The following is a 21,665-nucleotide window of genomic DNA, read 5'->3' as shown; positions in this document are numbered from 1 at the left end:
CTACCGAGTGTGTTCAGCGAGGGCAGCGTTATAATCTACCAATTTAATAGACTATATGTGGTGAGTATCTGGCTGACCATTCCGATCGATGCCAAATAAACCGTATGATCGTAGAAAAGATTTCTAATATACAGAGCGTGCGCAGGCGGCTTTGCGAGCGAACCGTTGGCGCCCCGCGCGATGTTGGTGGAAGCGTATTCCTGGCTCTGCGGATCGTTCCCCCGGCTTACGTCCCATGTGCCTGAACGGTGAAGCTCACCTGAGATCCCGACGCCGCCATGCTGGCGTAGCGAGGGATATTCATTGGCGGAGAGGGGGCGCCAGGCGTAGGTTGGGGGCGTTAACGCCTGGCGCAGTATGGTTCACCGGGTAGTGAACGGCCTATCAATACAACCGTCGTTGTCCCGCGTATAGACGCCCAAACGGGTAGGTCCGGTAGTGTAGGTGTCGATGTAAGGACATAGGATTTGGCATTCGATTTCGATCTCGATCTCAAATACCAGGTGCCGTCGCTTTGGGAATAGGCGGCCGCCGGCTGCCTTCAAAGCTTTGCCACAGCGCCACGTTTCCGCCGATCAGCCTTTGAGGGTCGGATAATCCCAAAGATCCGCCAGACGACGCCGCGCCTCTTTTACAATCTGATGGTAGTCTTCCTTGAACGGAGCGACGAGTTGTTTCTCGAGACCTGCGAGAACACCGTGGAGCACAGCGCATTCCGCGGTGCTTTCGAAGCATTCGCTGTCCGGACTATGGGTATGAATAGCCTTTGAATCGCACCAGCGGGACAGTAGCTCGAAGAGCACTATAGCCTCGTCAGGGCTGAGGTGGATTTCTGCACCGTCATGATGCGGATGTGAGGTGTTCGTCATAGTGTGATTTTACACGAGCAGTGCCCCAATTCCAGCCTTCGCGCACAAAGCCGCCGGTCGGAAATGGTACTTCGCCATAAAGAAACGCTATGGCGGCAGAATGGAGTTGTGTTGGCCAGATACGCGTCTATGAACCTACTGTTGACGACGAAGAACCGCAAAAGCGGCACCAGGCACGTCACGGCAAAAGCCGGGCGATCGCATCCGAAAACGGAGTGGGAACATGACGCATACGATAACCCGCAGAGCACTTTGCATTTCTACCGCCATGCTGGCACTGGTGACACTCGCGCCGAATATGTCGGACGCGGCGAGAGCCGAAGGCGCTCCCATCAAGCTCGGGATCGTCGCGCCGATGAGCGGGCCGAACGCCCGATATGGTGCATTCTCGATGCATGGCGCGGAACTCGCCGTGAAGGAAATCAACGATGCCGGCGGCGTCGACGGGCATAAGATCGAGCTCTACAATGCCGACAGCCAGGGTACGCCCGTCGAGGGGGTCTCGGCCACGCGACGCTTGATCGATGAAGACGAGGTCGGCTTCGTCATTGGCGACGTCTCCAGCTCGGTGACGCTTGCGATGCAGCCCGTCGTGGAGGACGCCGAAGTCCTGCTGCTGAATGCCGCCTCGTCAAATCCTAAGATCACATACGGCGCCGGCGTCGGCGGCTACAAGTGGACCTACCGCAACTACCCGACGGATGAAAACCGCGCGCTCATCGTTGCGAAATATGCTGCCGAACAGCGCGGCTTTACCAAGTTTGCAGTCCTTTCCGTCGACAGCGACTATGGCCGCTCGGCGATCGAATTCACCAAGAAATACCTGCCGCAGTTCAAGGGTGAGATCCTCAGCGAGGATTATTACAAGGAAGGCGAAGTCGACTTCCGCAGCGTGCTGGCGAAGATCCGGGACAATGGCGCGCAGGCGATCATCCTCTACGGCCTTGCCGATACGACACCGATCATTGCGCGGCAGATGGTTGAGCTTTGCCTCGCCGGCAAGGTCACCCTGATCGGCAATGGCGAGTTCAACACCGAAAAGACCATCAAATCGGCACCAACGGCGCTCGAAGGTGCTGTCGAGGCCGCCGCCTGGCTGCCGGCATGGGATTCGCCGGCAAGCAAGGCCTTTGTCGAGAAGTTCACCGCCACTTACAAAGAAGCGCCCAACAACCATGCCTACGTTCACTGGGACACCGTTCATCTGCTTGCGCAGGCTATCCACGAGGCAGGCAGCATCGAGCAGGACAAGGTCCGGGCGGCGCTTTCCAAGATAAAATACAAGAGCCCCGTCGGTGAGGTCACCTTCGACGATCACAACCAGGCGCGCCTGCCGATGATCCTTCTCCAGATCGAGAACGGCAAGCCAAGCATCAAGGGTGCCTTTACAGCGGACATCCAGTACCCTGCCCAATAACCGAGCGCGAGGAATATCACCATGTTCTCGACCATCCTCGAGCAGGTCATCAACGGTATCGTGACGGGCTCGGTCTACGCGATCGTCGCGGTCGGCATGACGATGATCTTCGGCGTGCTCAGGGCCATCAATTTCGCCCATGGCGAATATTATATGCTCGGGACGTTCGGAGCATGGTTCGCGATCGATTATCTCGGCCTGTCCTATGAGGCGTCCATCATCGTCGGCGTCCTCTCGACCATCGTCGTCGCCTATGTCGTGGGCAAGCTTGTCATGCAGCGCATGGTCGGCGCCCCGGCGGAGTCCGGGGTGCTTGCCACGCTTGGTATCGCGCTTGTCCTGCAGAATACGGTGATCCTCGTCTTCGGCGGCGGATACAAATTCTTTTCCGGCGGATATATCGAGCCTGTCTCGATCCTTGGCTTCAGCCTGGCAGAGCAGCGCATCATCATTCTGGTCGTCTGTCTGCTGGTCTTCATCGGCCTCGAGCTGATGGTTACCTACAGCCGCATGGGCAAGTCGATGCGCGCCGTTTCACAGAATGTCGAGTGCTGCGAAGTCGTCGGCATCGACGTGCCGCAGGTGGTGCTGCGAACCTTCGTCCTGGGGGCTGCACTCGCCGCACTCTCCGGCGTGCTGACCGCGCCGGTCAATGTCAGCGTCTATGGTGGCATGGGAGAACTCATCACCTTCAAGACGCTGCCGATCATCATCATGGGCGGCCTTGGAAATGTTCGCGGCACGTTCTTCGCGGCCATGATCCTGGGCATCGCCGAAAGCCTGGTGGCGACCTATGTGGGGCTTCAATTCCGCGACACAGTCGGCTTTGCAACGCTCATTCTGATGCTGATGTGGCGACCGCATGGACTCTTCTCGACGCAGGCGCGCTTCTAAGCGCATCCCGCCGAAACTTTCTCGAATTTGAGGACTCGATATGTCTCTCACGGAAACGATTAAACAAGTGCGCCGACGCGATTTCCGTGTTCCGCTTGCCGCTGTCTTGCTCGTGCTTGCGCTGGCCGCTCCCTTCATCGGCAGCCGTTATGTCACGCACGCGCTGATTATCGCGCTGATCTTCATGCTTCCGGCCCATGGGCTGAACCTGCTTGTCGGCTATACGGGGCTGCTGTCTCTCGCCCAGGCCGCCTTTTTCGGCATCGGTGCCTACACCGCCGGACTTCTGGCGGTCACCTATGGAACGCCATTCTATGTGAACGCTGTCGCAGCTGGGCTCGTTGCCGGAGCGATAGCGCTTCCTCTCGGCATTCCCGCCCTTCGCTTGCGCTCGACATCCTTCGTCATGTGCACGCTCGGCTTCGTCATCATCGGCCAGGCGATCGCCAAGAACTGGATTTCCGTGACCCGCGGCGACATGGGACTGTCGGGGATACCGAAGCCGCACTTCGCGCTCGGCCCTTGGTCCTTCACCGTTTCGGGGACAACGAATTTCTACTACTTGGCTCTGGCCGTCGGCGCTCTCGCGACGCTTGCCGTCTGGGCAATCGTCCGCTCGCCGGCTGGCCGCAACATGATTGCCATCCGCGAAAACGAGACGCTGGCGGAATCGATCGGTATTCCGACATGGCGTTACAAGCTGATCGTCTTCATGATCAGCGCCGCCTTTGCCGGTGTCGGCGGCAGTCTCTACGCTCACTATCTGACGGTCGTCAGCCCGCTGACGTTCCAGATGTACTATTCGACGACGATGCTGATCATCGTGCTCGGCGGCGGCGCCGGGATGATCTCGGGAACCGTATTCGGCAGCCTCCTCTTCGTCGGCCTGACGGAAGCGCTACGCGTTACGCCGGAGCTTCGGATGATCGCCTATGGGCTTTGCCTGCTGGTGCTGGTCTTCTGGTTCAAGAAGGGCTTTGCTCCCCTTATCAACCGCTTCTGGAATGCGATCGGAGGTGCGAAATGAACCATCTTCCCATTCTTCAGATCAAGAACCTCAGCAAGTCCTATGGCGCGGTCAAGGCCGTCAACGACGTCAGCATTCACATCGACCGCGGCGAGATCGCCGGGTTGATAGGGCCGAACGGCTCTGGAAAGTCGACCTTCTTCGATTGCAGCACGGGCCTCGCCAAGCCGGATTCCGGAACCGTCATCCTCGATGGCCAGGACATTACCGGCTGGTCGCTGAACCGCATCGCCCGCGAGGGCCGCATGCTCCGCTCCTTCCAGAAGACCGTCACCTTCAAGTCGCTGGACGTCGAGGAGAACCTCGTCATCGCCGGCCAGATGTTTACATTTCCGTCGCTGCTGTCGACATTCGGGCTTGGCCGGATGTCGCGCCAGCGGATCGCCGGACTACGGGAAAGGGCGCGCGATCTCATCAAGATGGCGGGCCTGTGGGATGTGCGCCACCAGCCGGCGGGCAATCTCTCCGGCGGCCAGCAGAAGCTGATCCAGTTCGCATCGATGCTGATGCCGGAACCGAAGATCATCCTGCTCGACGAGCCAATGGCCGGCATCAATCCGAAGATCATCGAGCGGGTGGTCGAGACGATCGTCTATGCGAACAAGTCGCTCGGCGTCAGTTTCCTGGTGATCGAGCACAACATCGATGTCGTGACCAGCATTTGCCAGCGCGTGATCGTTCTCGATCAGGGAGCGAAGCTCGTCGAGGGCCTGCCGCAAGACATCATTCAGGACCAGCGTGTCAGGGAGGCCTATCTTGGAGGCTGATTCCAATCTTTCGATCCAGGGCCTGAAGGCAGGCTATGGCAATCTCGATATCCTGAACGGCGTCGACCTCGATGTGCCCGCCGGCCAGTTCGTCGCGCTGATGGGGCCGAACGGGGCGGGCAAGTCGACGCTGCTCAAGACGCTCTACGGCATGACCACCATCAAGGGCGGCAGCATCGGCTGGCAGGGCAAGAACATTGCCGGCTACAAGTCGCGCGCCATTCTGGGGGAGGGGATCTCCTTCGTACCCCAGGGTCGCTGCAACTTTCCGGTGATGACCGTCGATGAGAACCTGCAGATGGCGGCCTATACGATCCGAGATGCCAAGGTGAAGACGGACCGGGACTATGTCTACGATCTCTTTCCGATCCTGAAGACCCGCCGCTCGACGCTTGCCGGCAATATGTCGGGCGGCGAGCAGCAGCTGCTGGAAGTAGCCATGGCGGTCCTCCAGCGGCCGAAGGTTCTTCTGGTCGACGAGCCATCCGTTGGCCTGTCGCCGGCGGCGATCGGCGTGGTGTTCGATGAGCTTCTCCGTCTTCACGCGGCGGGCCAGACAATCCTTCTTGTTGAGCAGAACACGAAGAAGGCAATGGAGGTCGCCGAGCGCGCCGTTATCCTGCGTCTCGGCAAGGTCATCTGGGACGGCCTGCCGAAGGACATCACGCATGACGAGCTTGGCGAACTCTTCCTGACCGGAAAGATGCGCGGCGAAACCGACGCTGTTCATTAAAGCCGCGTCAAACAGCTGACAACCAGAACCGAGGAAACTCCAATGAGCACTTTTGTGCCTGCATCGCGCGTGTCCAGAATCAAAGTGTCGCCCAGCACGGCGGCGGCGGCGCGAGCACGCGAACTGAAGGCAGCCGGCCGCGATATCGTCGATATGACGGTGGGTGAGCCCGATTTCGACACGCCGGAGAATGTGAAGGCCGCAGCACACGCGGCCATCGACCGCGGTGAGACCAAATATACGGCCGTGAACGGCACACCGGCGCTGCGCAAGGCGATTATCGGTGACTTCGAGCGTCGCCTCGGCCTGCGCTATGCCGAGAACGAGATCTGTGTCGGCGGTGGCGCCAAGCAGATCCTGTTCCTGGCGCTGATGGCAAGCGTCGAGGCGGATGCGGAAGTCATCATTCCCGCGCCTTACTGGGTCTCCTATCCCGACATGGTTATCGCCAATGATGGCAAGCCGGTCATCGTGCAATGCCCGCAGGAGCAGGGCTTCAAGCTGACCCCGGAGGCACTGGAGGCAGCGATTACGCCGAAGACGCTTTGGCTGATCCTCAACGCTCCCTCCAATCCGACAGGTGCGGCTTACACACGGGCCGAACTGGAGGCACTCGGCGCGGTGCTTCTGCGTCATCCGCATGTCTTCGTTCTCTCCGACGACATCTATGATCAGGTCTGGTTCCGTGATGAGCCAATGACGACCCTGGTGGCCGCCGTGCCGGCGCTGAAGGATCGGGTGCTGCTTGCCAATGGCGTGTCGAAATCCTACGCGATGACCGGTTGGCGCATCGGCTATGCGGCCGGTCCGGCGCCGCTGATCGCTGCGATCAACAAGCTGCAGTCGCAAATGTCATCCTGCCCGTCCTCGGTGAGCCAGGCAGCCGCGGCACATGCGCTGACAGCCGACCAGTCCTTCGTCACCGAAAGCGTAAAGGTCTACAAGGAGCGGCGTGACTATGCCTGCGCGCGATTGAACGCCGTTCCTGGCCTGTCGTGCTTTGTGCCGGACGGAGCCTTCTATCTGTTTCCGAACTGCGCCAGCGTTATCGGCAAGAAGACGCCGGATGGAAAGACGATCGAAACCGATCTCGATTTTGTTCTCTATCTGTTGGATGGCGTTGGCGTGGCTGCACTCCAGGGCGCTGCCTACGGCTTGTCGCCGTATTTCCGTCTGTCCATCGCGACATCGATGGATGTGATCAAGGCTGCCTGTGACCGTATCGAGAATGCGGTGGCGGCTCTTCGCTAACAGTCACACGCCATGCAGGAGGGACTTGCGCCGCTCCTGCCACAGGCCTTAGGTTCCACGAAACAAAAGCCGGGAACCATGAGCGTCGATTTCAGAAAACTGCGAAGCTTCGTCAAGATCGTCGATACGGGTAGCGTTTCGCGTGCCGCCAGCATTCTGCGCACCGCGCAGCCGGCCCTGTCGCAGCAGATTGCGGCGCTTGAGGCGCATTTCAAGCACAAGCTCCTGATCCGCAGCAATGTCGGCATCGCGCCGACCGAGGCCGGCCTTATTCTCTATCGCCATGCGCAACTGCTGTTGAAGCAGATCGAGCAGGCGCAAACCGATATCAATCAGTCCACCCGATCCCTTGCCGGACGCGTGTCCATCGGTCTGGCGACCTACTCCACCTCCAGCGCGCTATCGCTGCCGATCATCAAGGAAATGAAGGCGCAGCATCCGAAGATCGTCGTTCATATCAACGATAGTTTCGGCCATATCCTCAGCGAACTGATCATGACCGGCAAGATGGACATGGCGCTGATCTATTCTGCCAATCCGATCAAGGGCGTGACGCTGCAGCCGCTCTTTCGGGAAGAGATGTTCCTCGTTTCTCCGCCGGGCTCGACGCTTCCTGGCGCAACGGGAGAGCCCTTGCCATTGTCCGCGCTGAACGAGATCCCCCTGCTTCTACCGAGCAAAGGCCATCTTCTGCGTCGGCTTATCGATGAGGCGCTGGCGAGAGCCCGAGCCGAGCCGGACGTGGTCTCGGAAATCGAATCGGTTCCCGCGCTCAGTGCTGCCGTTCTCGATGGGCTGGGGTCGACAATCCTGCCTGCCTCGGTAGTCACCGAGACATCCGGCTTTGCGGGCGCCGAGGTTCGAGCGCTCGTCCGGCCTGTCATCGAGGCGACGGTATCGCTTTGCGTTTCCGACCATCTCCCGCTTTCCGAACCTGCCCTTGCCGCACGCTCCGTCCTCTTGGAGATCGTCGGCAAATTGATGGCCGGCCACCATCCAGGCATTCGCGCGGTATAGGTTTTTGCCATAAGCAAACCCTATGGCGGCAGACTGTAGTTGTGTTGGCCAACACAAGCCCCGGTCACCTAACCTCCTAGCAGATAACGGGTTCGCAAGGTCGAACCTAGGCACAACGGCGCTTTGGCACCGCACAGTCGCTTCGAGGGAAATATGGCAAAACTGGCTTTCGACACCGGCGGTACCTTTACCGACTTCGCTCTTCTGGATGACACCGGCGAACTGCATCTTCACAAGGTTCTGAGTACGCCGAAGAACCCGGCGGAAGCGGTCGTGCAGGGCGTCTCGGAATTGTTGGAGAAGTTCTCCGGAGCGATCACCGTCGAGAACTTGCAGGTGCTCGGAGCGACGACGGTCGTCACCAATGCCGTCCTCGAACGCAAGGGCGTCGAGACGGGCTTCATCACCACCGACGGCTTTCGGGACATGCTGCGCATCCGCAATGAAGGCCGCTATGATCTCTACGACCTGAACATCAAGTATCCCGATCCGCTGGTCACCCGCGCCAACAGCTTTGGTGCGGAAGAACGCATCGCCGCCGATGGGTCCGTCATGACGGAACTCAAGGAAGAAACTGTCCGCGAGATTGCCGGACGGTTGAAGGAAAAGGGCATCCGTTCCGTCGCGGTCTGCCTGCTGCATGCCTATAAGTACCCTCAGCATGAGCAGCGCGTCGCAGCTTTGCTGCGCGAGGAAGACCCCGATATCTTCGTCTCGCTTTCTTCGGAAGTTTGCCCCGAAATGCGCGAATTCGATCGCGCCTCGACGACGGTCGTCAACGCCTACACCCGGCCGCAAATGGCGGGCCATGTCGCGCATCTCCAGCGCGAGTTTGCGAAGAAAGGCATCGATCGCCAGGTTCTCTGGATGACATCGTCCGGTGGGCTGGTTCCAAGCAGCCGCGCAGCCGAGCTACCGGTCAGGCTGATCGAGTCGGGTCCGGCTGCCGGAGCGGTGGCCGCCGCTGAATTCGGACGCATCGCCGGCGAGGGCAGCGTCCTCTCCTTCGACATGGGCGGCACGACCGCGAAACTCTGCCTCATTCCAAATGGCGAACCGACGGTCGGAACCGATCTCGAGGTCGCGCACTACCAGCGCTTCCGCAAGGGCTCCGGCTTTCCCCTGAAGATCCAGTCCATCCAGATGATCGAAATCGGTGCTGGCGGCGGTTCGATTGCTGCCAAGAATCCGCTCGGTCTGCTCGACGTCGGCCCGCGTTCCGCCGGTGCCCTTCCGGGACCTGCCGCCTATCAGCGCGGCGGCACCGAGCCGACGGTGACCGACGCCGACATTCTGCTCGGCTATATGGGCACGGAGTCCTTCGTCGGCGGCTCCTTCAAGGTGTCGAAGGATGCCGCACGCGATGCCATGGCCAGGCTGGCCAATGCGCTGGATGTCAGCGTCGATCGCTGCGCGTGGGGTATCCATGATCTCGTCAACGAATCCATGAGTAAGGCCGCAGCGATGCACGCCACGGACCTCGGCGTCGATCCGAGATCCCTGCCAATGGTCGCCTTCGGTGGTGCCGGCCCGGTTCATGCCTATGGCATCGCCCGTAAGCTCGGCATCAAGCGCGTGATCTGCCCGACCGGCGCCGGCGTGACGTCGGCGATCGGCCTCCTGATCGCTCCGGTCGCTGTCGATCTGTCCGTCAGCCATCCGATGGCGGTCGATGCCTGGGATCTCGATGGCATGAACCGGCTGCTCGATGATTTGGCGGGGCAGGGAGCCGCGGTGGTATCGGCCGCCGGCATCGCCAGGGAAACGATCACCAACCGCTATACTGTCGACATGCGTCACGTCGGTCAGGGCCACGAGATCACGGTTGCATTGCCTGACCGCAGTCTGCCGAAAGAGGAATTCCTCAAGCAGCTTCTCGACAATTTCTTCAAGCTCTATCGCGAGCTTTTCGGGCGTACGGTCGCCGCCTCCGTCGAAGTCATCACCTGGCGTTTGCGTGCCAGCGGCGAGAAGGATCAGGTCACCCGTCCGCATGAGACGGAGGTCGCCGATGCGAGGAAGGGAAGCCGTCAGGTCTATTTTCAGGAGCTGGGGACATATACCGAGACCTCGGTCTACGACCACTACAAGCTTCCTGTCGGTCAGGAGCTGAAAGGCCCCGCGATCGTCGAGCAGCGCGAATCGACCGCGGTCGTCGGCCCGAGCGGCGTCTTCCATGTGGATGCCCACGGCAACCTCGTGATCAATATTCTCTAAGGAGGCCCCAGATGTTGAAGCCCGCTACCGATTTCAACGACCCGATCAATCTTCAGGTCATGTGGAACCGCCTGATCTTCATCGCCGACCAGGCCGACAACGTTCTCGGCAAGACAGCGTTCTCGCCGATCGTGCGTGAGAACCACGACTACGTGACCGTCCTTCTTGACAGCAAGGGCCGCGCGCTCGCGCAGTGCACTTGGTCGATCCCGGTCTTCATAACGTCGCTTCCGGCTGCCGCGCAGAACTACTTCTTGCCAAAGTTTCCGGCGGAGGCCCTGGAAGAGGGCGACGTGCTGGCCACGAACGATCCGGAGATCGGCACCGGCCATCTTCCCGACGTGACGATGCTCACGCCGATCTTCAAGAATGGCAAGGTCGTGGCCTATGCCGGCTCGATCGCGCATCTTCCTGATATTGGCGGCGCACCGCTGCATTCCGAGGCGAGCGACATTTTCGAGGAAGGCATCCGCTTCCCGATTGTGAAGCTGCTCAAGGCGGGTGTCCCCAATCAGGATGTTTTCGATATCATCGCTGCCTCCGTCCGTCTGCCGACGGAGGTGAAGGGTGATCTCGAATCGATGATCGCCGCCAATAACGTCATGGGCCGCGAGCTTCTGAAGTTCCTTGATGAATATGGCCTCGATGATGTCGACGGTCTTGCGGAAGCCATCCACTCCCGCTCGGAGGCGCAGACCCGCAAGGCGATCGGCGAGTGGCCGAACGGCACCTATAGCGCCGAAGTTCTTCTCGACGGCTACGATGTCGATGTGAAGCTGAAGGCCTCCGTCATCGTCAGGGACGATTCCATTCATGTCGACTATGCCGGCACATCCGATCAGGTTTTGCATTCGATCAACTGCCGGACGAACTACCGCTACGCCCACTCCGTCTACGCGCTGAAGTGCCTGCTCGACCCTGAGACGCCGAACAATGAAGGCTGCATCGTTCCGATCACCGACGAAGCTCCGCTCGGCAGCATCCTGAACCCACAGCAGTGGACCGCAGGCAACTCGCGCAACCTCATCGGTCACGTCATTCCCTCGTTGATCTTCAAGGCACTCGAGGGCGTGGTACCGGACAAGGTCATGGGCGATAGCGGCGGCGCGCCGATCTGGGCTGCCAATTGCGTCGGCCAACGGGATGATGGCTCGCAATATGGCTCCGTGCAGAACTTCCATGGTGGCCAGGGCGCGCGCGCCGAACTTGACGGCCTGGACACGCTGAGCTTCCCGTCCAACTGCAAGGTGACTGCAATCGAGATGTTCGAAATTGCCGTGCCCGTGCTGACGGAGCGCAAGGAGTTGATAGCCGACTCCGGCGGTGCCGGAAAGCATCGCGGCGGTCTCGGGCAGCGGGTGGTCCTGCGCAATCTCGGCAAGACCCCAATGAATATCTATCTTGCCTCCGAGCGCGTCCGTCATCCCTGCTTCGGCGTTGTCGAAGGGCAGAACGGCACGGCCGGCAAAGTATTAAAGGAAGGCAAGCCACACTTCCCGAAGGGGAAGGTCGTGCTGAAGACCGGCGAGCGCCTTGAGGTGGAAACGCCGGGCGGCGGCGGCTGGGGTCGCGCCAGCGAACGGTCCGTCGAGATCATCGAACAGGACCTTGCCGAGGGCTTGATCACGCCGAAGGCAGCAAAGGCCGTTTATGGCTATAAGGCTACGTCTGCCGCCGCAGCTGAATAGGAGGAAGTCATGGGTCTGCTTGACGGAAAAATCGCACTGGTTACCGGGGCCGGGACGGGTATCGGCCAGGAAGCCGCTATTCTCCTCGCCAAAGAGGGCGCTCGTGTCGTTCTCACCGGCCGGCGCCTGACGCCGCTGCGCGACGTTGCCGCCAGGATCGAAAAGAAGGGCGGCAGTGCGTTTACCCGCGCGCTCGATATCGCATCCCGCGAGGAGATCCTCGCGGCGGTGAAATGGATCCGCGACGGTATCGGGCCGGTGGATATTCTGGTGAACAATGCCGGCAGCGCCAGCAAGGTCCTGAACGCGCGCTTCCTCGACGAAGACGAATGGAACTCGACGGTCAACGTCAACCTGACGGCGGTCTTCAACCTGACGCAGGCGGTCCTGCCCGACATGATCGCCAAAGGGGAAGGCACCGTCATCACCGTCTCGTCGCTCGCCGCACTCAACCCGAACCTGCTCGGTGGTGCGGCCTATGGTGCGGCGAAGGCGGGCGTGAAGAACTTCATGACCTTTGTTCACAACACCTACCGCAACCAGGGCATCCGCGCGACGACCATTCTCCCGGGCGAGACCAATACGCCGATCATGGACAATCGGGCGCGGCCACCGCTCGAGCATGAGCGCGCCGTCATGTTGGATCCGCACGATGTTGCGAGAGCGATCCTGCTCTGCGCCAGCCTGCAGAAGGGCGCGATGATACCCGAGCTCCATATCTGCCCGACATTCATGCGCGACACTTCGGCCGATATCGAAACCGCGCGCTGGGTGGGAGCGCCGGCAGACACGCCCGACCTGCCAAAGAAGTAAAAATAGGAGGAGCATCATGAACGGTGCGAAATTGCGCGCCCGGCTGCAGGCCGGCGAAACCATTACCATGTTCACCCCGCATCATTCCTCATCGGGCCTTTCGGCGCGATTGGTCGAGCTTGGCGCGGACTCCATCTTCGTCGATTGCGAGCATGGCACCTGGAGTTTCGAGGACGTCCGTGCGACATCGCAGATTGTCCGCTCGGTTGGCGGGGCTGCGATCATTCGCCCCCATTCGCACGAGCGGCCGGTTCTCATCCGCTATCTGAATGCCGGCGCTGATGGGCTCATGGTGCCGATGGTGGATACGGCCGAGCAGGCCCGCGCCGTCGTCGAGGCGGTTCGCTACGCTTTGCCGTCCGACTATGAAAAACGTCTGGTCGTCAGCATGATCGAGACGCTCGAGGCGATCGACAATCTTGACGAGATGCTTGCCGTCGAGGGCATCGACGTCTTCTTCATCGGACCCGGCGATCTCTCACAAAACATGGGCTTTCCGCCGGCCCCGCCCTTCGGCGAGCCGCGTCCGGGGGAAGTCATCGAAAAAGTAGCCTACGCGGTTGAGAAGATACGGGCTGCCGGCAAGATCGCGGGCACGCTCGCGACTGCCGAGGAGCTGCCGCACTGGCTCGATAAGGGCGTCCAGTTCTTCTACATCCACTCGGATCCATTCCTGCGCCGCGGTCTGGCGGGTATCAAGCAGACGCTGGCCCGATAATCCGAGACGGGGTTATGCTCGCTACGATCCGGGTTCGAAGGCTGCCGAGGCGAGCATTTAACGGCATTTTTTCCTTGATCGAGGAAATGGCATCCGCATTATTTCTACTGCACGGTTAGATTTCAACGGCTTCTATGAATAGTGTATTAATGATTGTTATGTAGATGCCAATCCATGGAAGCGATGTCACGTCGGCATGATCTGGATTTTCTCAGGGTCGCAGCATTCATGCTGCTGATCGTCTATCATGTCAGCTTGATGTACAACTCCAGGAGCTTTCTGCTGAAGTCTGAGGACAGCTCTGCCATGTTCGATGTGATCCATCTGTGGACGCATCCTTGGCGTATGTCGCTGCTGTTTCTGATCTCGGGTGTCGTCACGGGGATTTTGCTGACGCGGCAAGCTCCCCAGGCGTTAAGGAGTGCGCGAACGAGGCAGCTGCTGGCCCCATTGCTGGCAGGTGTTTTGCTTCTGATTCCGCCCCAGATGTATGTTTGCCTGAATGCCCGTTTTGGTGTGAATATCAGCCTCCTCGACGTCTTTCGGTATTATCTGACCCTGACGCCCGTTCCGCTGCCGGATGGAGGTGAGGTCAATCTCCTAGGCATGCAGCACCTTTGGTATCTCGCCTACCTCTGGGCGTATACGGCTATCCTGACACTTGCGCTGTCGGTCTGGCCGGGGCTGTTGCGCCGCGTAGGGGACTGGTTGATGCCCTGGTTGGCGGGCAAGGCGATCTTGATACTGCCTGCTATGCTGTTCATTCTACTGAGACTTGTCTTGCGGCCGGCTTTTCCCCCGACGCTCGATATCCTGACCGATTGGTATAGCCACGCGGTCTATCTGGCGTCGTTCTTGTTGGGTGCCGTGATGGCCACGCGCAGCGATTGCTGGGATGCGATTGTCCGCATGCGAAAACCTGCCCTGATCCTGGCGCTGGCATGTGCGTTGTCTCTGACGATACTCTTTCCTACCTTGCCTGTCGGAGAGCCGGAAATCTGGCGACGGTTTGTGGGAAGGGTGCTTGGCGGCACCTTCCAGTGGTGCGCGATCGTCGCGATTCTTGGCTATGCGAGAATCTGGCTGAATTCGGAAAATGTCGTTATTCGCTATTTGAACAAGGCCATTCTCACCTATTACGTGCTGCATCAGACGGTCATGCTGCTTATTGCCTATGAGTTGCATCAGCTCGGGGTGATGTCGGCCTCGACTTTCGTTCCGATTGTGATTGCGACGCTTGCCATATGTGCGCTGGCCTATGAGCTGAAACAACGCCTGGGAGCCTCCTGGCGTCTCTGGAGCGGTGCTCACGTCGCCTAATTCGGTGTCTCCGTCTCCGGGCAACAGCCCGTTTTGCGGGGATCATGCATCGGTCTTGAAATCGAGGTCGAGTTCGCTGGCGGGCAGACCTCTCAGTCCCCAATGCACCGGGTCAATCTCAACGAGAATGGTTTCGATGTCTCCGGCCGGAATGCCGAATGCTGAAAGTTCGTCTACGATCGCCGCATACAATCGTCGCTTGGCGTCGAGCGGGCGACCGGAGAATAGCTTGATTTCGATCACCAGATAGGCCGGCCCATTGCCGGGAGGCACGATGATCGCGTCTGCTGCATACTCGACCAGACTTATGCAACAGTCATCGTCCAGGATTTCCAGCCCCGTCAGAAGCGCTCGCTGTACCGCCCCGATGATGTCGGAACGACGATCGCCAATCCAACCCTGCCGCGTTTCTATTCTGATGGCAGGCATGATTTCCCTTTCAAACCGAGATTGGCCTTCACGTTTCGGTCGGCCCGAAAGCTTCGCGGCAAATCGCGCTCAATGTGCCGGCATCCGGCAATCGAGGATATCTCGCAAGTGAGACAAGACCCGATCCCTCTCCGCGTCGATGAAGAAATGGTCGCCGTCGAACCATTCCACCGTGCATGGCGCGCTCGTCTGGTTTTTCCATGTGGCGACCTGATCCAGGCGTATGTGCGTGTCCGTTCTTCCGGCCAACACGTCGATCGGTATCGCCAGCGGCTCGTCGGGCACATAGCGATAAGTTTCCACCATTTCGAAGTCCGCTCTCGTGGTCGGCAGGCAAAGCTCCATCAGCTCGCGCTGACCGAGGAGATCGGCGGGAATGCCGTTGAACGCGGTCAGGGCGTCGAGCAGCGCATCGTCGTCGAGCAGGCTGAGGCGGCGTCGCGGATCACGCGTGTCCGGGGCATCCGCGCCCGATACGATCAGCGCGGTCGGTTCCGGCAGGCGCTGGCGCCGGAGCGACCGGGCGACCTCGAATGCCATCAGTGCGCCGAGGCTGTGGCCGAGGAATGCAAAGCGGATGCCGGCGGAGGCTGCGGCGATCACTGGCGTGACGGCCACGACGGCGTCGTCGAGCGACCGGTACGGCGCCTCGTGGAAGCGGCTGCCGCGACCGGGCAGCCGGACGCCCCATATCTCGATGTCTGGCGCCAGGGCGGCTTGCCAGCCGAGATAGGATGCCGCGTCGCCTCCTGCATGGCTAAAGCAGTAGAGGCGAAGCCGAGGGGACGAACATTGCCCGTTAACGAACCAGCGGGACGAACTCATGATATTTCCTTTCGAACACGAACATGCGGCCCTTCAAACCGGCGCGGCGAGATTCGGCGGCTCGCCGCGCGCAAGTCGTCATGCCGCCGATCGAACTGCACTGTGGGCGATCAGTCGCTGTGCGCGATAGCCATCGAGAATCTGCCGCATGACGGAGCGGGGATACTTACCGCGCGAAATAATACCACCGGTTTGCCCGTTGGCGACCGCGTAGCGCTCATCTCGCATCAGTATCCGGTGGGCCTTGTGCAAATTCCAGTAGGGTATTCCAGGAAGCAGGTGATGCGTGAGGTGCAGATTGTCACCATGCATACCGATGAACGCCCGTTCCCACCAGGCGGGAAAGCGATTGCGCGTCACCAGGAGTTCCTCGTCTTCCTTGCCCAACAGGCCGAAATGCTCGGATACCTCGGAAAGCCAGCCAATGATCTGGAATGTCGTCAAGTAGGGAATTAGCCAGAACAGGACATATCCGCTTGGACCCGCCGCCGCAAAAAAAATGGCGAAAATGACGGCATGAACGGAGAGCAGTTTGAGTGCGCCTATGGGAGAGCCGAGCAGTGCCGCCAGACGATGGCGAATGAGGTAATTCAGATAGCTGATGACCTTGAGCAGGAATACCGTTTTGAGAAGGTGCTTGAAGACGAATTCAAACCGGTCCTCCGCGCGCTGCAGGCCGGATTCTATATAGTAGATGTAATCCGGATCCTTGTGCGGGTCGCCAAGATAATGGTGATGCATTTTGACGTGCGAATGATGGTATGAATCGAAATCCTGAAACACCGGCAGGCCGGTCAGATATTGGCCGATGAAGCGGCTGAGCCGGCGATTGCGCGCAAGCGTCATGTGGGCCGCTTCATGCAGCAGGGATGCAAACGCGCGCTGCCGTGAGCCGATGAGCAGAATAGTCAGCGGATAGGCGTAAGGGGAAAGCTTGAAAAGGCCGACCGCGACGGCGATGACCAAGATATCGGCCGTCCATCCGAGCAGCCAATGCCAGTCGTTACTCGCGTAGAGAAGTTTTAGATCGGCCTTTATTGCGCTGCTGACCCTGAATTTATTCAGTGTTTCCTTCGCTTCTTTCTCCATGGCAAGCTCCTTGCTTACACTTCGCGTTAAAGTGGCTCGCAAGCTAACAAATCGATTTTGCTTCATCGTCCGGGAAGTTTCCTGCGGGATTTTTCCCAGATTGTGCGAGTAGCCGCTCCGATGTCTTCCTTTCACGGCCAATCATTGCGCTTCGCTGCGGGCATGTGCTCGCGCCGAATACCAGTTCGCAATTTCGTCAGCCCGATGAATAAGGAGTGCTTCATGAGCTATCTTGTCGATGAAAGCGTCGATGCTTTCGACCAACTGAGCAACGCTGCCGGACGCACGTACCCGACGGGTACCGAAGCGCGGCTGTCGATGTCGCAGGAGCAGGCGTGGTTTCTGGAAATGCTTGTCCCGGACAGCATCGCCTACAACTTCCAGGCCGTGCTGAATTTGCGTGGCGAACTCGACGTTGGTGCGCTTGAGCGCGCGCTTGGACGGCTCGTGGAGCGGCACCAGAGCCTGTCGACGGTGTTCATCGATCGCGACGGCGAGCCGCAGCAGCGGATCGAGGATGCGTGGCAGGTGACGCTCCCCGTCGTTGACCTGTCGAAAGCGGCGGACTCGATGCGCGATGCCTATGCCGCATCGCTGATCCGGATGGAGACTGCACAGAAGATTGACGTTGGAGCGCTGCCGCTAATGCGCTGGGTGCTGTTCAAACATGGGGATCATGACCATTCGCTGCTGCATATCGAGCACCACCTCATTCACGACGGCTGGTCGTTCCGCCTGTTCCTGGGCGAGCTGAGCCACTTCTACAATGAGGAATGCGGCCGTCTCGACCTCGCGGCGCTGGAGCCCGCGATCCAGTTCATCGACTACTGCAACTGGGAGCGCGCATGGCTCGATTCGCCTGCCGGACGCGTCGGCCGCGAGTTCTGGCGTCGTCGTCTTACCGACTGGTCCGCGCACGGCCATTCGCCGTTTCCGCAAGCGCAGGCGCGTGTTGCGGGGCTCGATTTCGTCGGCAGCTCGGTGTCCGTTCCATTCCCCGCCGAACTTGCCAGGCGGTTGAAGCAGTATGCATCGGCAAACAAGGCGACGTTGTTCGAAACGATGTTCTCGCTGTTTGCCTCCGTCGTCGGAACGCGATCCGGCAACGCACGGCAGATCGTCGGCACGGCGGTCGCGAACCGAGACATTCACGGTATTCAGAACACGATCGGAATGCTGGTGAACATGCTGCCGCTGCGCGTCGAACTGCAAGGCGACACGCGCTGGCCAGCGCTGCTCGACCGTGTGAAGGACGAGATCCGCGCGGCATGCGCCTATTCGCATGTGCCGTTCTCAAGCATGGTGGCCGACCTCAAGCCCGCGCGTATCGCGAACCTGCTGCCCTATATCCAGGTCGGGTTCAGCTTCCATAATTCGATGACCCGCCAGCTCGAATTCGACGGGCTCAATGTCGAGATCGTCGAAGGCCTCAGCAACGGATCGGCGAAGTTCGACCTCAACGTGATCGTCGTTTTCGACGACGAAGCACGGCCGGAAGCGGGTGGTCGGTTCCTGCTCGAATACTCGACGTCGTCGACGAACGAGGCGGGTGTCGTCTCGCTGATGGACGAGTTTTTTGCGCTCGCCAATGCGTGGCTCGCCAATCCCGAGAAGCATCTCACGGATATCGTGCATGCCAGCCTGGCCACAGACGTGACCAATGACCTTGCTTCCGCCGAGGCCGATGACGTTGCGTTCTGGGCGGCGCAAATCGAGACTGACGCCGGCGAACTGGTTCCCGACCAACTCGGCACGCTCGCCGGTAGTGAGCTTCGGTTCGACCGGCTTAACATCGCGCTTGCCCGTGAACCGTTCGAGCGTCTGTGCCAGGCATGCGAGACCGCCGGTATCACACCCGCCGTAGCGTTGTTCGCCCTGCACGCGACGTCGCTTGCGCGCTTCTCCGGCAATCTCGACGTGCTGGCTGGTCTTGTCGCCGACAACGACGCCCAGGCGCTAAAGACACTCCTGCCGGTTGCAACGCGCGTGGACCCCGCGGCCTCGTTCGCGGACACGTTCCGCGCGGCGGAGGCGCTCTGCCGGCGCGCATGCGAGCACTACGCTCGCTCGCCGGACGTGTTGTCCGCCGCGATCGAGGCGTGGCAGCAAAGCTCGGGGCGGTCGGCCGCGTCGCTGCTGCAATCCGCGTTCGGGGTGTCAAACGACGCGGAGAGTGCGTCCGCTGCCGGTCGCGCGCGCATCGAGATGATCGTAAGGACTGAGGGCGAAGACCCGGTGCTGAGTGTCCGCTACGCGTCGAATCTGTTCTCGGAACATGCCGTGAAACTGCTGGCGGAAGACTTCTCGAGGATGCTCGATGCCGCCGCGGCGTCGTTGGATACGACGCTCCAACGGGCGGGTGCCGCGCTCGATGACAACCACTTGCGCGCGATCAGCGAAGGCGTGCGTCCGCTGTGCCACCAGTCGACGCTGCACGAAATTTTCGAGAGTTGGGTGGCGATACAGCCCGAATCCGTCGCGGTGCGCAGCGGCGTGTGCGTCTGGACCTATGCGGAACTCGACGCGAGAGCGAACGAAATCGCGGAGCTGCTGCTGAGCAACGGCGTGCAGCCCGGCGAAGCCGTTGCGGTGTGCATGGCGCGCTCACCATGGCTTATTGCAGCGCTGCTCGGCATCCTGAAGGCTGGCGGCTGTTACCTGTCCGCCGACGCCGCGCTGCCCGCCGCGCGCCGCGACTGGCAGTTGCGCGAGGCAGACGTCGCGCATGTGCTCGTCGATGCCTTGGCGCCGGTGTTCTCCGATCATATCGCGGTGCACCGCATCGACGGCACATTGGTTGAATCCTTGGCCGGCGTCCGGCCAGCGAACCGGCCGCGCGTCGATACCGACGCGCGGTGCTACTACATGTTCACATCAGGCTCCACCGGCGAGCCAAAGGCGACGGCGAGTGACCATCGCGCGGTCATCAACCTGGTGACCAACACCGACTATTTGAAGATCGGTCAGGATGACCGGCTACTGGTATTCGCACCGCTCGCGTTCGACGCGTCCACCTTCGAGATCTGGGGGGCGCTGCTGAACGGCGCGCAACTCGTCGTCCAGCCCGGGGCGCTCGCGAGCCTCGAGGATCTGGGTGACACGCTCGACACGCAGCAGGTGAGCATCCTGTGGCTGACCTCGGCACTATTCCAGGAGATGGTGGAGCAGCATCCGGAGGCGCTGGCGCGCGCGCGGCGGGTGCTGACCGGCGGCGACGTGGTGTCCGCCGATGCCATGCGCGCGTTCTTCGCGGCTGGTGGCCGTCAGTTGACGATCTGCTACGGACCGACCGAGGGGACGGTGTTCACCACTGCCTACACGCTCGACGCAGCCGAACAGGTGAGCGGCCGTGCACTGATTGGCCGGCCGATTGCGCACCGCGATCTCTACGTGGTCGACGTATTCGGCAATCTGGCGTCGGAAGGCGTGCCCGGCGAACTTTACGTCGGTGGCGGCGTGACCGGCGAATATCTGAAACGCCCGGAACTGAGCCAGGAGCGTTTCGTGCAGTTGTCGTGGCTGTCTGAGCACACGCTGTTTCGTTCCGGTGACATCGGCCGCTGGACAGTCGACGGTCACGTCGAGTTCCTCGGGCGCCGCGACAGCCAGATCAAGATCCGTGGCTTCCGCATCGAGACGGGCGAGATCGAACAGGCGATTCGTGAGATCGAAGGTGTCGCCCACTGCGCGGTGATCGTTCGTGCACAGGGCGCGGACAAGCAGCTTATCGCCTTTGTTGCCCCGGTGCGCGGCACGACGCTTTCGGGGTCGGCGATCCGCGACGCATTGCGGCAGGCGTTGCCCGATTACATGGTGCCCGTGAACGTCTACACGATCGAGCAGCTGCCAACGACATCGAGCGGCAAACTGAACAAGCGCGCCCTGCTCGAAATCGCCGCGCAGCCGAGCCCCGTTTCCACTGATGCGCCGGATACCGGGTCCGCCTCTCTCGAGAGACTGATCGCGCCGATCTGGGCGGAGGTCCTCAAGCTCGATAAGGTCGAGCGACATCAGGATTTCTTCGCGATCGGCGGACATTCGCTTGCCGGCATGCGGATTATGTCGCGACTGAGCAAGACGCTGGGTCGTCGTCTGCCGCTCGACATGCTGTTCCGCTACCCGACAGTCGCATCGTTCGCCGAGGCTATAAAAAGCGGTGGCGAGGTATTGCGGCAATCGTCGCCTGACCAGATTACGCCGGCACGCATCCACTCGATCGAACAGCGTCCGACGACACCGAGCGGCAAGCCGAGCAAGCCTACACTGCCAGAACCCGCACCACAGCCGGCCGCCATTTCCGCCGACGTACCGGATATCGCGGCCGGTTCCCTGGAGGGGCTGATTGCGCCGGTCTGGGCGGAGGTCCTCAAGCTCGACAAGGTCGAGCGGCACCAGGACTTCTTCGCAATCGGCGGACACTCGCTTGCCGGCATGCGGATCATGTCACGACTGAGCAAGACGTTAGGCCGCCGCCTGCCGCTCGACATGCTGTTCCGCTATCCGACGGTCGCGTCGTTCGCCGAGGCTATCACAAACGGTCACGACGCCGCGCGTCACTGAGCGCTGCCCCGCCGCGCGGACCGGTCCTGCA

Annotated in this window: 17 protein-coding genes; 13 read left to right on the top strand and 4 right to left on the bottom strand. The window is 60.6% G+C overall.

All coding sequences use genetic code 11. The features are described from left to right. Positions 1 to 575: 575 nt before the first annotated feature. The gene (locus tag AC1RO0_RS13520) at positions 576 to 869 is read right to left on the bottom strand and encodes a hypothetical protein (RefSeq protein WP_498593408.1); all 294 of its coding nucleotides are present in this window, start codon (positions 867 to 869) and stop codon (positions 576 to 578) included. 223 nt (positions 870 to 1,092) lie between these two features. Between AC1RO0_RS13520 and AC1RO0_RS13515 the strand changes: the two genes are divergently transcribed. From AC1RO0_RS13515 to AC1RO0_RS13460, 12 genes are all read left to right on the top strand, one after another. Beyond that, a complete protein-coding gene (locus AC1RO0_RS13515; RefSeq protein ID WP_498593407.1) occupies positions 1,093 to 2,286 on the top strand; it encodes an ABC transporter substrate-binding protein in 1,194 nt (397 codons plus the stop codon). A 21-nt stretch (positions 2,287 to 2,307) separates the two neighbouring features. Beyond that, positions 2,308 to 3,180 (top strand): branched-chain amino acid ABC transporter permease, encoded by an 873-nt coding sequence (locus AC1RO0_RS13510; protein WP_007690626.1) that lies wholly within the window; start codon positions 2,308 to 2,310, stop codon positions 3,178 to 3,180. 40 nt (positions 3,181 to 3,220) lie between these two features. After that, on the top strand, positions 3,221 to 4,207 hold the full coding sequence (locus AC1RO0_RS13505) for a branched-chain amino acid ABC transporter permease (protein WP_498593406.1): 987 nt from the start codon (positions 3,221 to 3,223) through the stop codon (positions 4,205 to 4,207). After that, positions 4,204 to 4,974, top strand: a complete 771-nt coding sequence (locus AC1RO0_RS13500) for an ABC transporter ATP-binding protein (RefSeq protein ID WP_498593405.1) — start codon at positions 4,204 to 4,206, stop codon at positions 4,972 to 4,974. Before AC1RO0_RS13505 ends, AC1RO0_RS13500 begins: the two co-directional genes overlap by 4 nt. Then, the gene (locus AC1RO0_RS13495; RefSeq protein WP_498593404.1) at positions 4,964 to 5,707 is read left to right on the top strand and encodes a branched-chain amino acid ABC transporter ATP-binding protein; all 744 of its coding nucleotides are present in this window, start codon (positions 4,964 to 4,966) and stop codon (positions 5,705 to 5,707) included. The genes AC1RO0_RS13500 and AC1RO0_RS13495 overlap by 11 nt, the downstream gene beginning before the upstream one ends. Before the next feature lie 42 nt (positions 5,708 to 5,749). Further along, positions 5,750 to 6,958 (top strand): aspartate transaminase, encoded by a 1,209-nt coding sequence (locus AC1RO0_RS13490; protein ID WP_498593403.1) that lies wholly within the window; start codon positions 5,750 to 5,752, stop codon positions 6,956 to 6,958. A gap of 78 nt (positions 6,959 to 7,036) precedes the next feature. Continuing rightward, positions 7,037 to 7,975: a nitrogen assimilation transcriptional regulator NAC gene (nac, locus tag AC1RO0_RS13485; RefSeq protein ID WP_498593402.1), complete on the top strand. Its 939-nt coding sequence runs from the start codon at positions 7,037 to 7,039 to the stop codon at positions 7,973 to 7,975. Positions 7,976 to 8,128: 153 nt separating this feature from the next. Beyond that, the gene (locus AC1RO0_RS13480) at positions 8,129 to 10,192 is read left to right on the top strand and encodes a hydantoinase/oxoprolinase family protein (RefSeq protein ID WP_498593401.1); all 2,064 of its coding nucleotides are present in this window, start codon (positions 8,129 to 8,131) and stop codon (positions 10,190 to 10,192) included. Positions 10,193 to 10,203: 11 nt separating this feature from the next. Beyond that, positions 10,204 to 11,880 (top strand): hydantoinase B/oxoprolinase family protein, encoded by a 1,677-nt coding sequence (locus tag AC1RO0_RS13475; protein ID WP_498593400.1) that lies wholly within the window; start codon positions 10,204 to 10,206, stop codon positions 11,878 to 11,880. A 9-nt stretch (positions 11,881 to 11,889) separates the two neighbouring features. Beyond that, entirely contained in the window at positions 11,890 to 12,693 is an 804-nt protein-coding gene (locus tag AC1RO0_RS13470) for an SDR family oxidoreductase (RefSeq protein WP_498593399.1), read from the top strand. 16 nt (positions 12,694 to 12,709) lie between these two features. Further along, positions 12,710 to 13,411, top strand: coding sequence for an HpcH/HpaI aldolase family protein (locus AC1RO0_RS13465; protein ID WP_498593398.1), 702 nt, complete (start codon positions 12,710 to 12,712; stop codon positions 13,409 to 13,411). A 174-nt stretch (positions 13,412 to 13,585) separates the two neighbouring features. Then, complete coding sequence (locus tag AC1RO0_RS13460; RefSeq protein ID WP_498593397.1) at positions 13,586 to 14,731, top strand: acyltransferase family protein; 1,146 nt, start codon at positions 13,586 to 13,588, stop codon at positions 14,729 to 14,731. Between the two features lie 42 nt (positions 14,732 to 14,773). Here the strand turns inward: AC1RO0_RS13460 and AC1RO0_RS13455 are convergent, their stop codons facing one another. From AC1RO0_RS13455 to gntB, 3 genes are all read right to left on the bottom strand, one after another. After that, on the bottom strand, positions 14,774 to 15,160 hold the full coding sequence (locus AC1RO0_RS13455) for a tautomerase family protein (protein WP_498593396.1): 387 nt from the start codon (positions 15,158 to 15,160) through the stop codon (positions 14,774 to 14,776). A 69-nt stretch (positions 15,161 to 15,229) separates the two neighbouring features. Then, positions 15,230 to 15,985: a thioesterase II family protein gene (locus AC1RO0_RS13450; protein ID WP_498593395.1), complete on the bottom strand. Its 756-nt coding sequence runs from the start codon at positions 15,983 to 15,985 to the stop codon at positions 15,230 to 15,232. 78 nt (positions 15,986 to 16,063) lie between these two features. After that, entirely contained in the window at positions 16,064 to 17,074 is a 1,011-nt protein-coding gene (gene gntB / locus AC1RO0_RS13445) for a guanitoxin biosynthesis L-arginine gamma (S) hydroxylase (protein WP_498593394.1), read from the bottom strand. A 222-nt stretch (positions 17,075 to 17,296) separates the two neighbouring features. Here gntB and AC1RO0_RS13440 point away from each other — a divergent pair, with 222 nt between their 5' ends. Beyond that, the gene (locus AC1RO0_RS13440) at positions 17,297 to 21,634 is read left to right on the top strand and encodes an amino acid adenylation domain-containing protein (RefSeq protein ID WP_498593393.1); all 4,338 of its coding nucleotides are present in this window, start codon (positions 17,297 to 17,299) and stop codon (positions 21,632 to 21,634) included. The last annotated feature ends 31 nt before the right edge of the window (positions 21,635 to 21,665 follow it).

The organism is Rhizobium sp. GW821-FHT14E12 (genome assembly GCF_058803745.1).
Note: the sequence above shows the minus strand (reverse complement) of the source record. Positions and strands in the feature narration are given on the sequence as shown.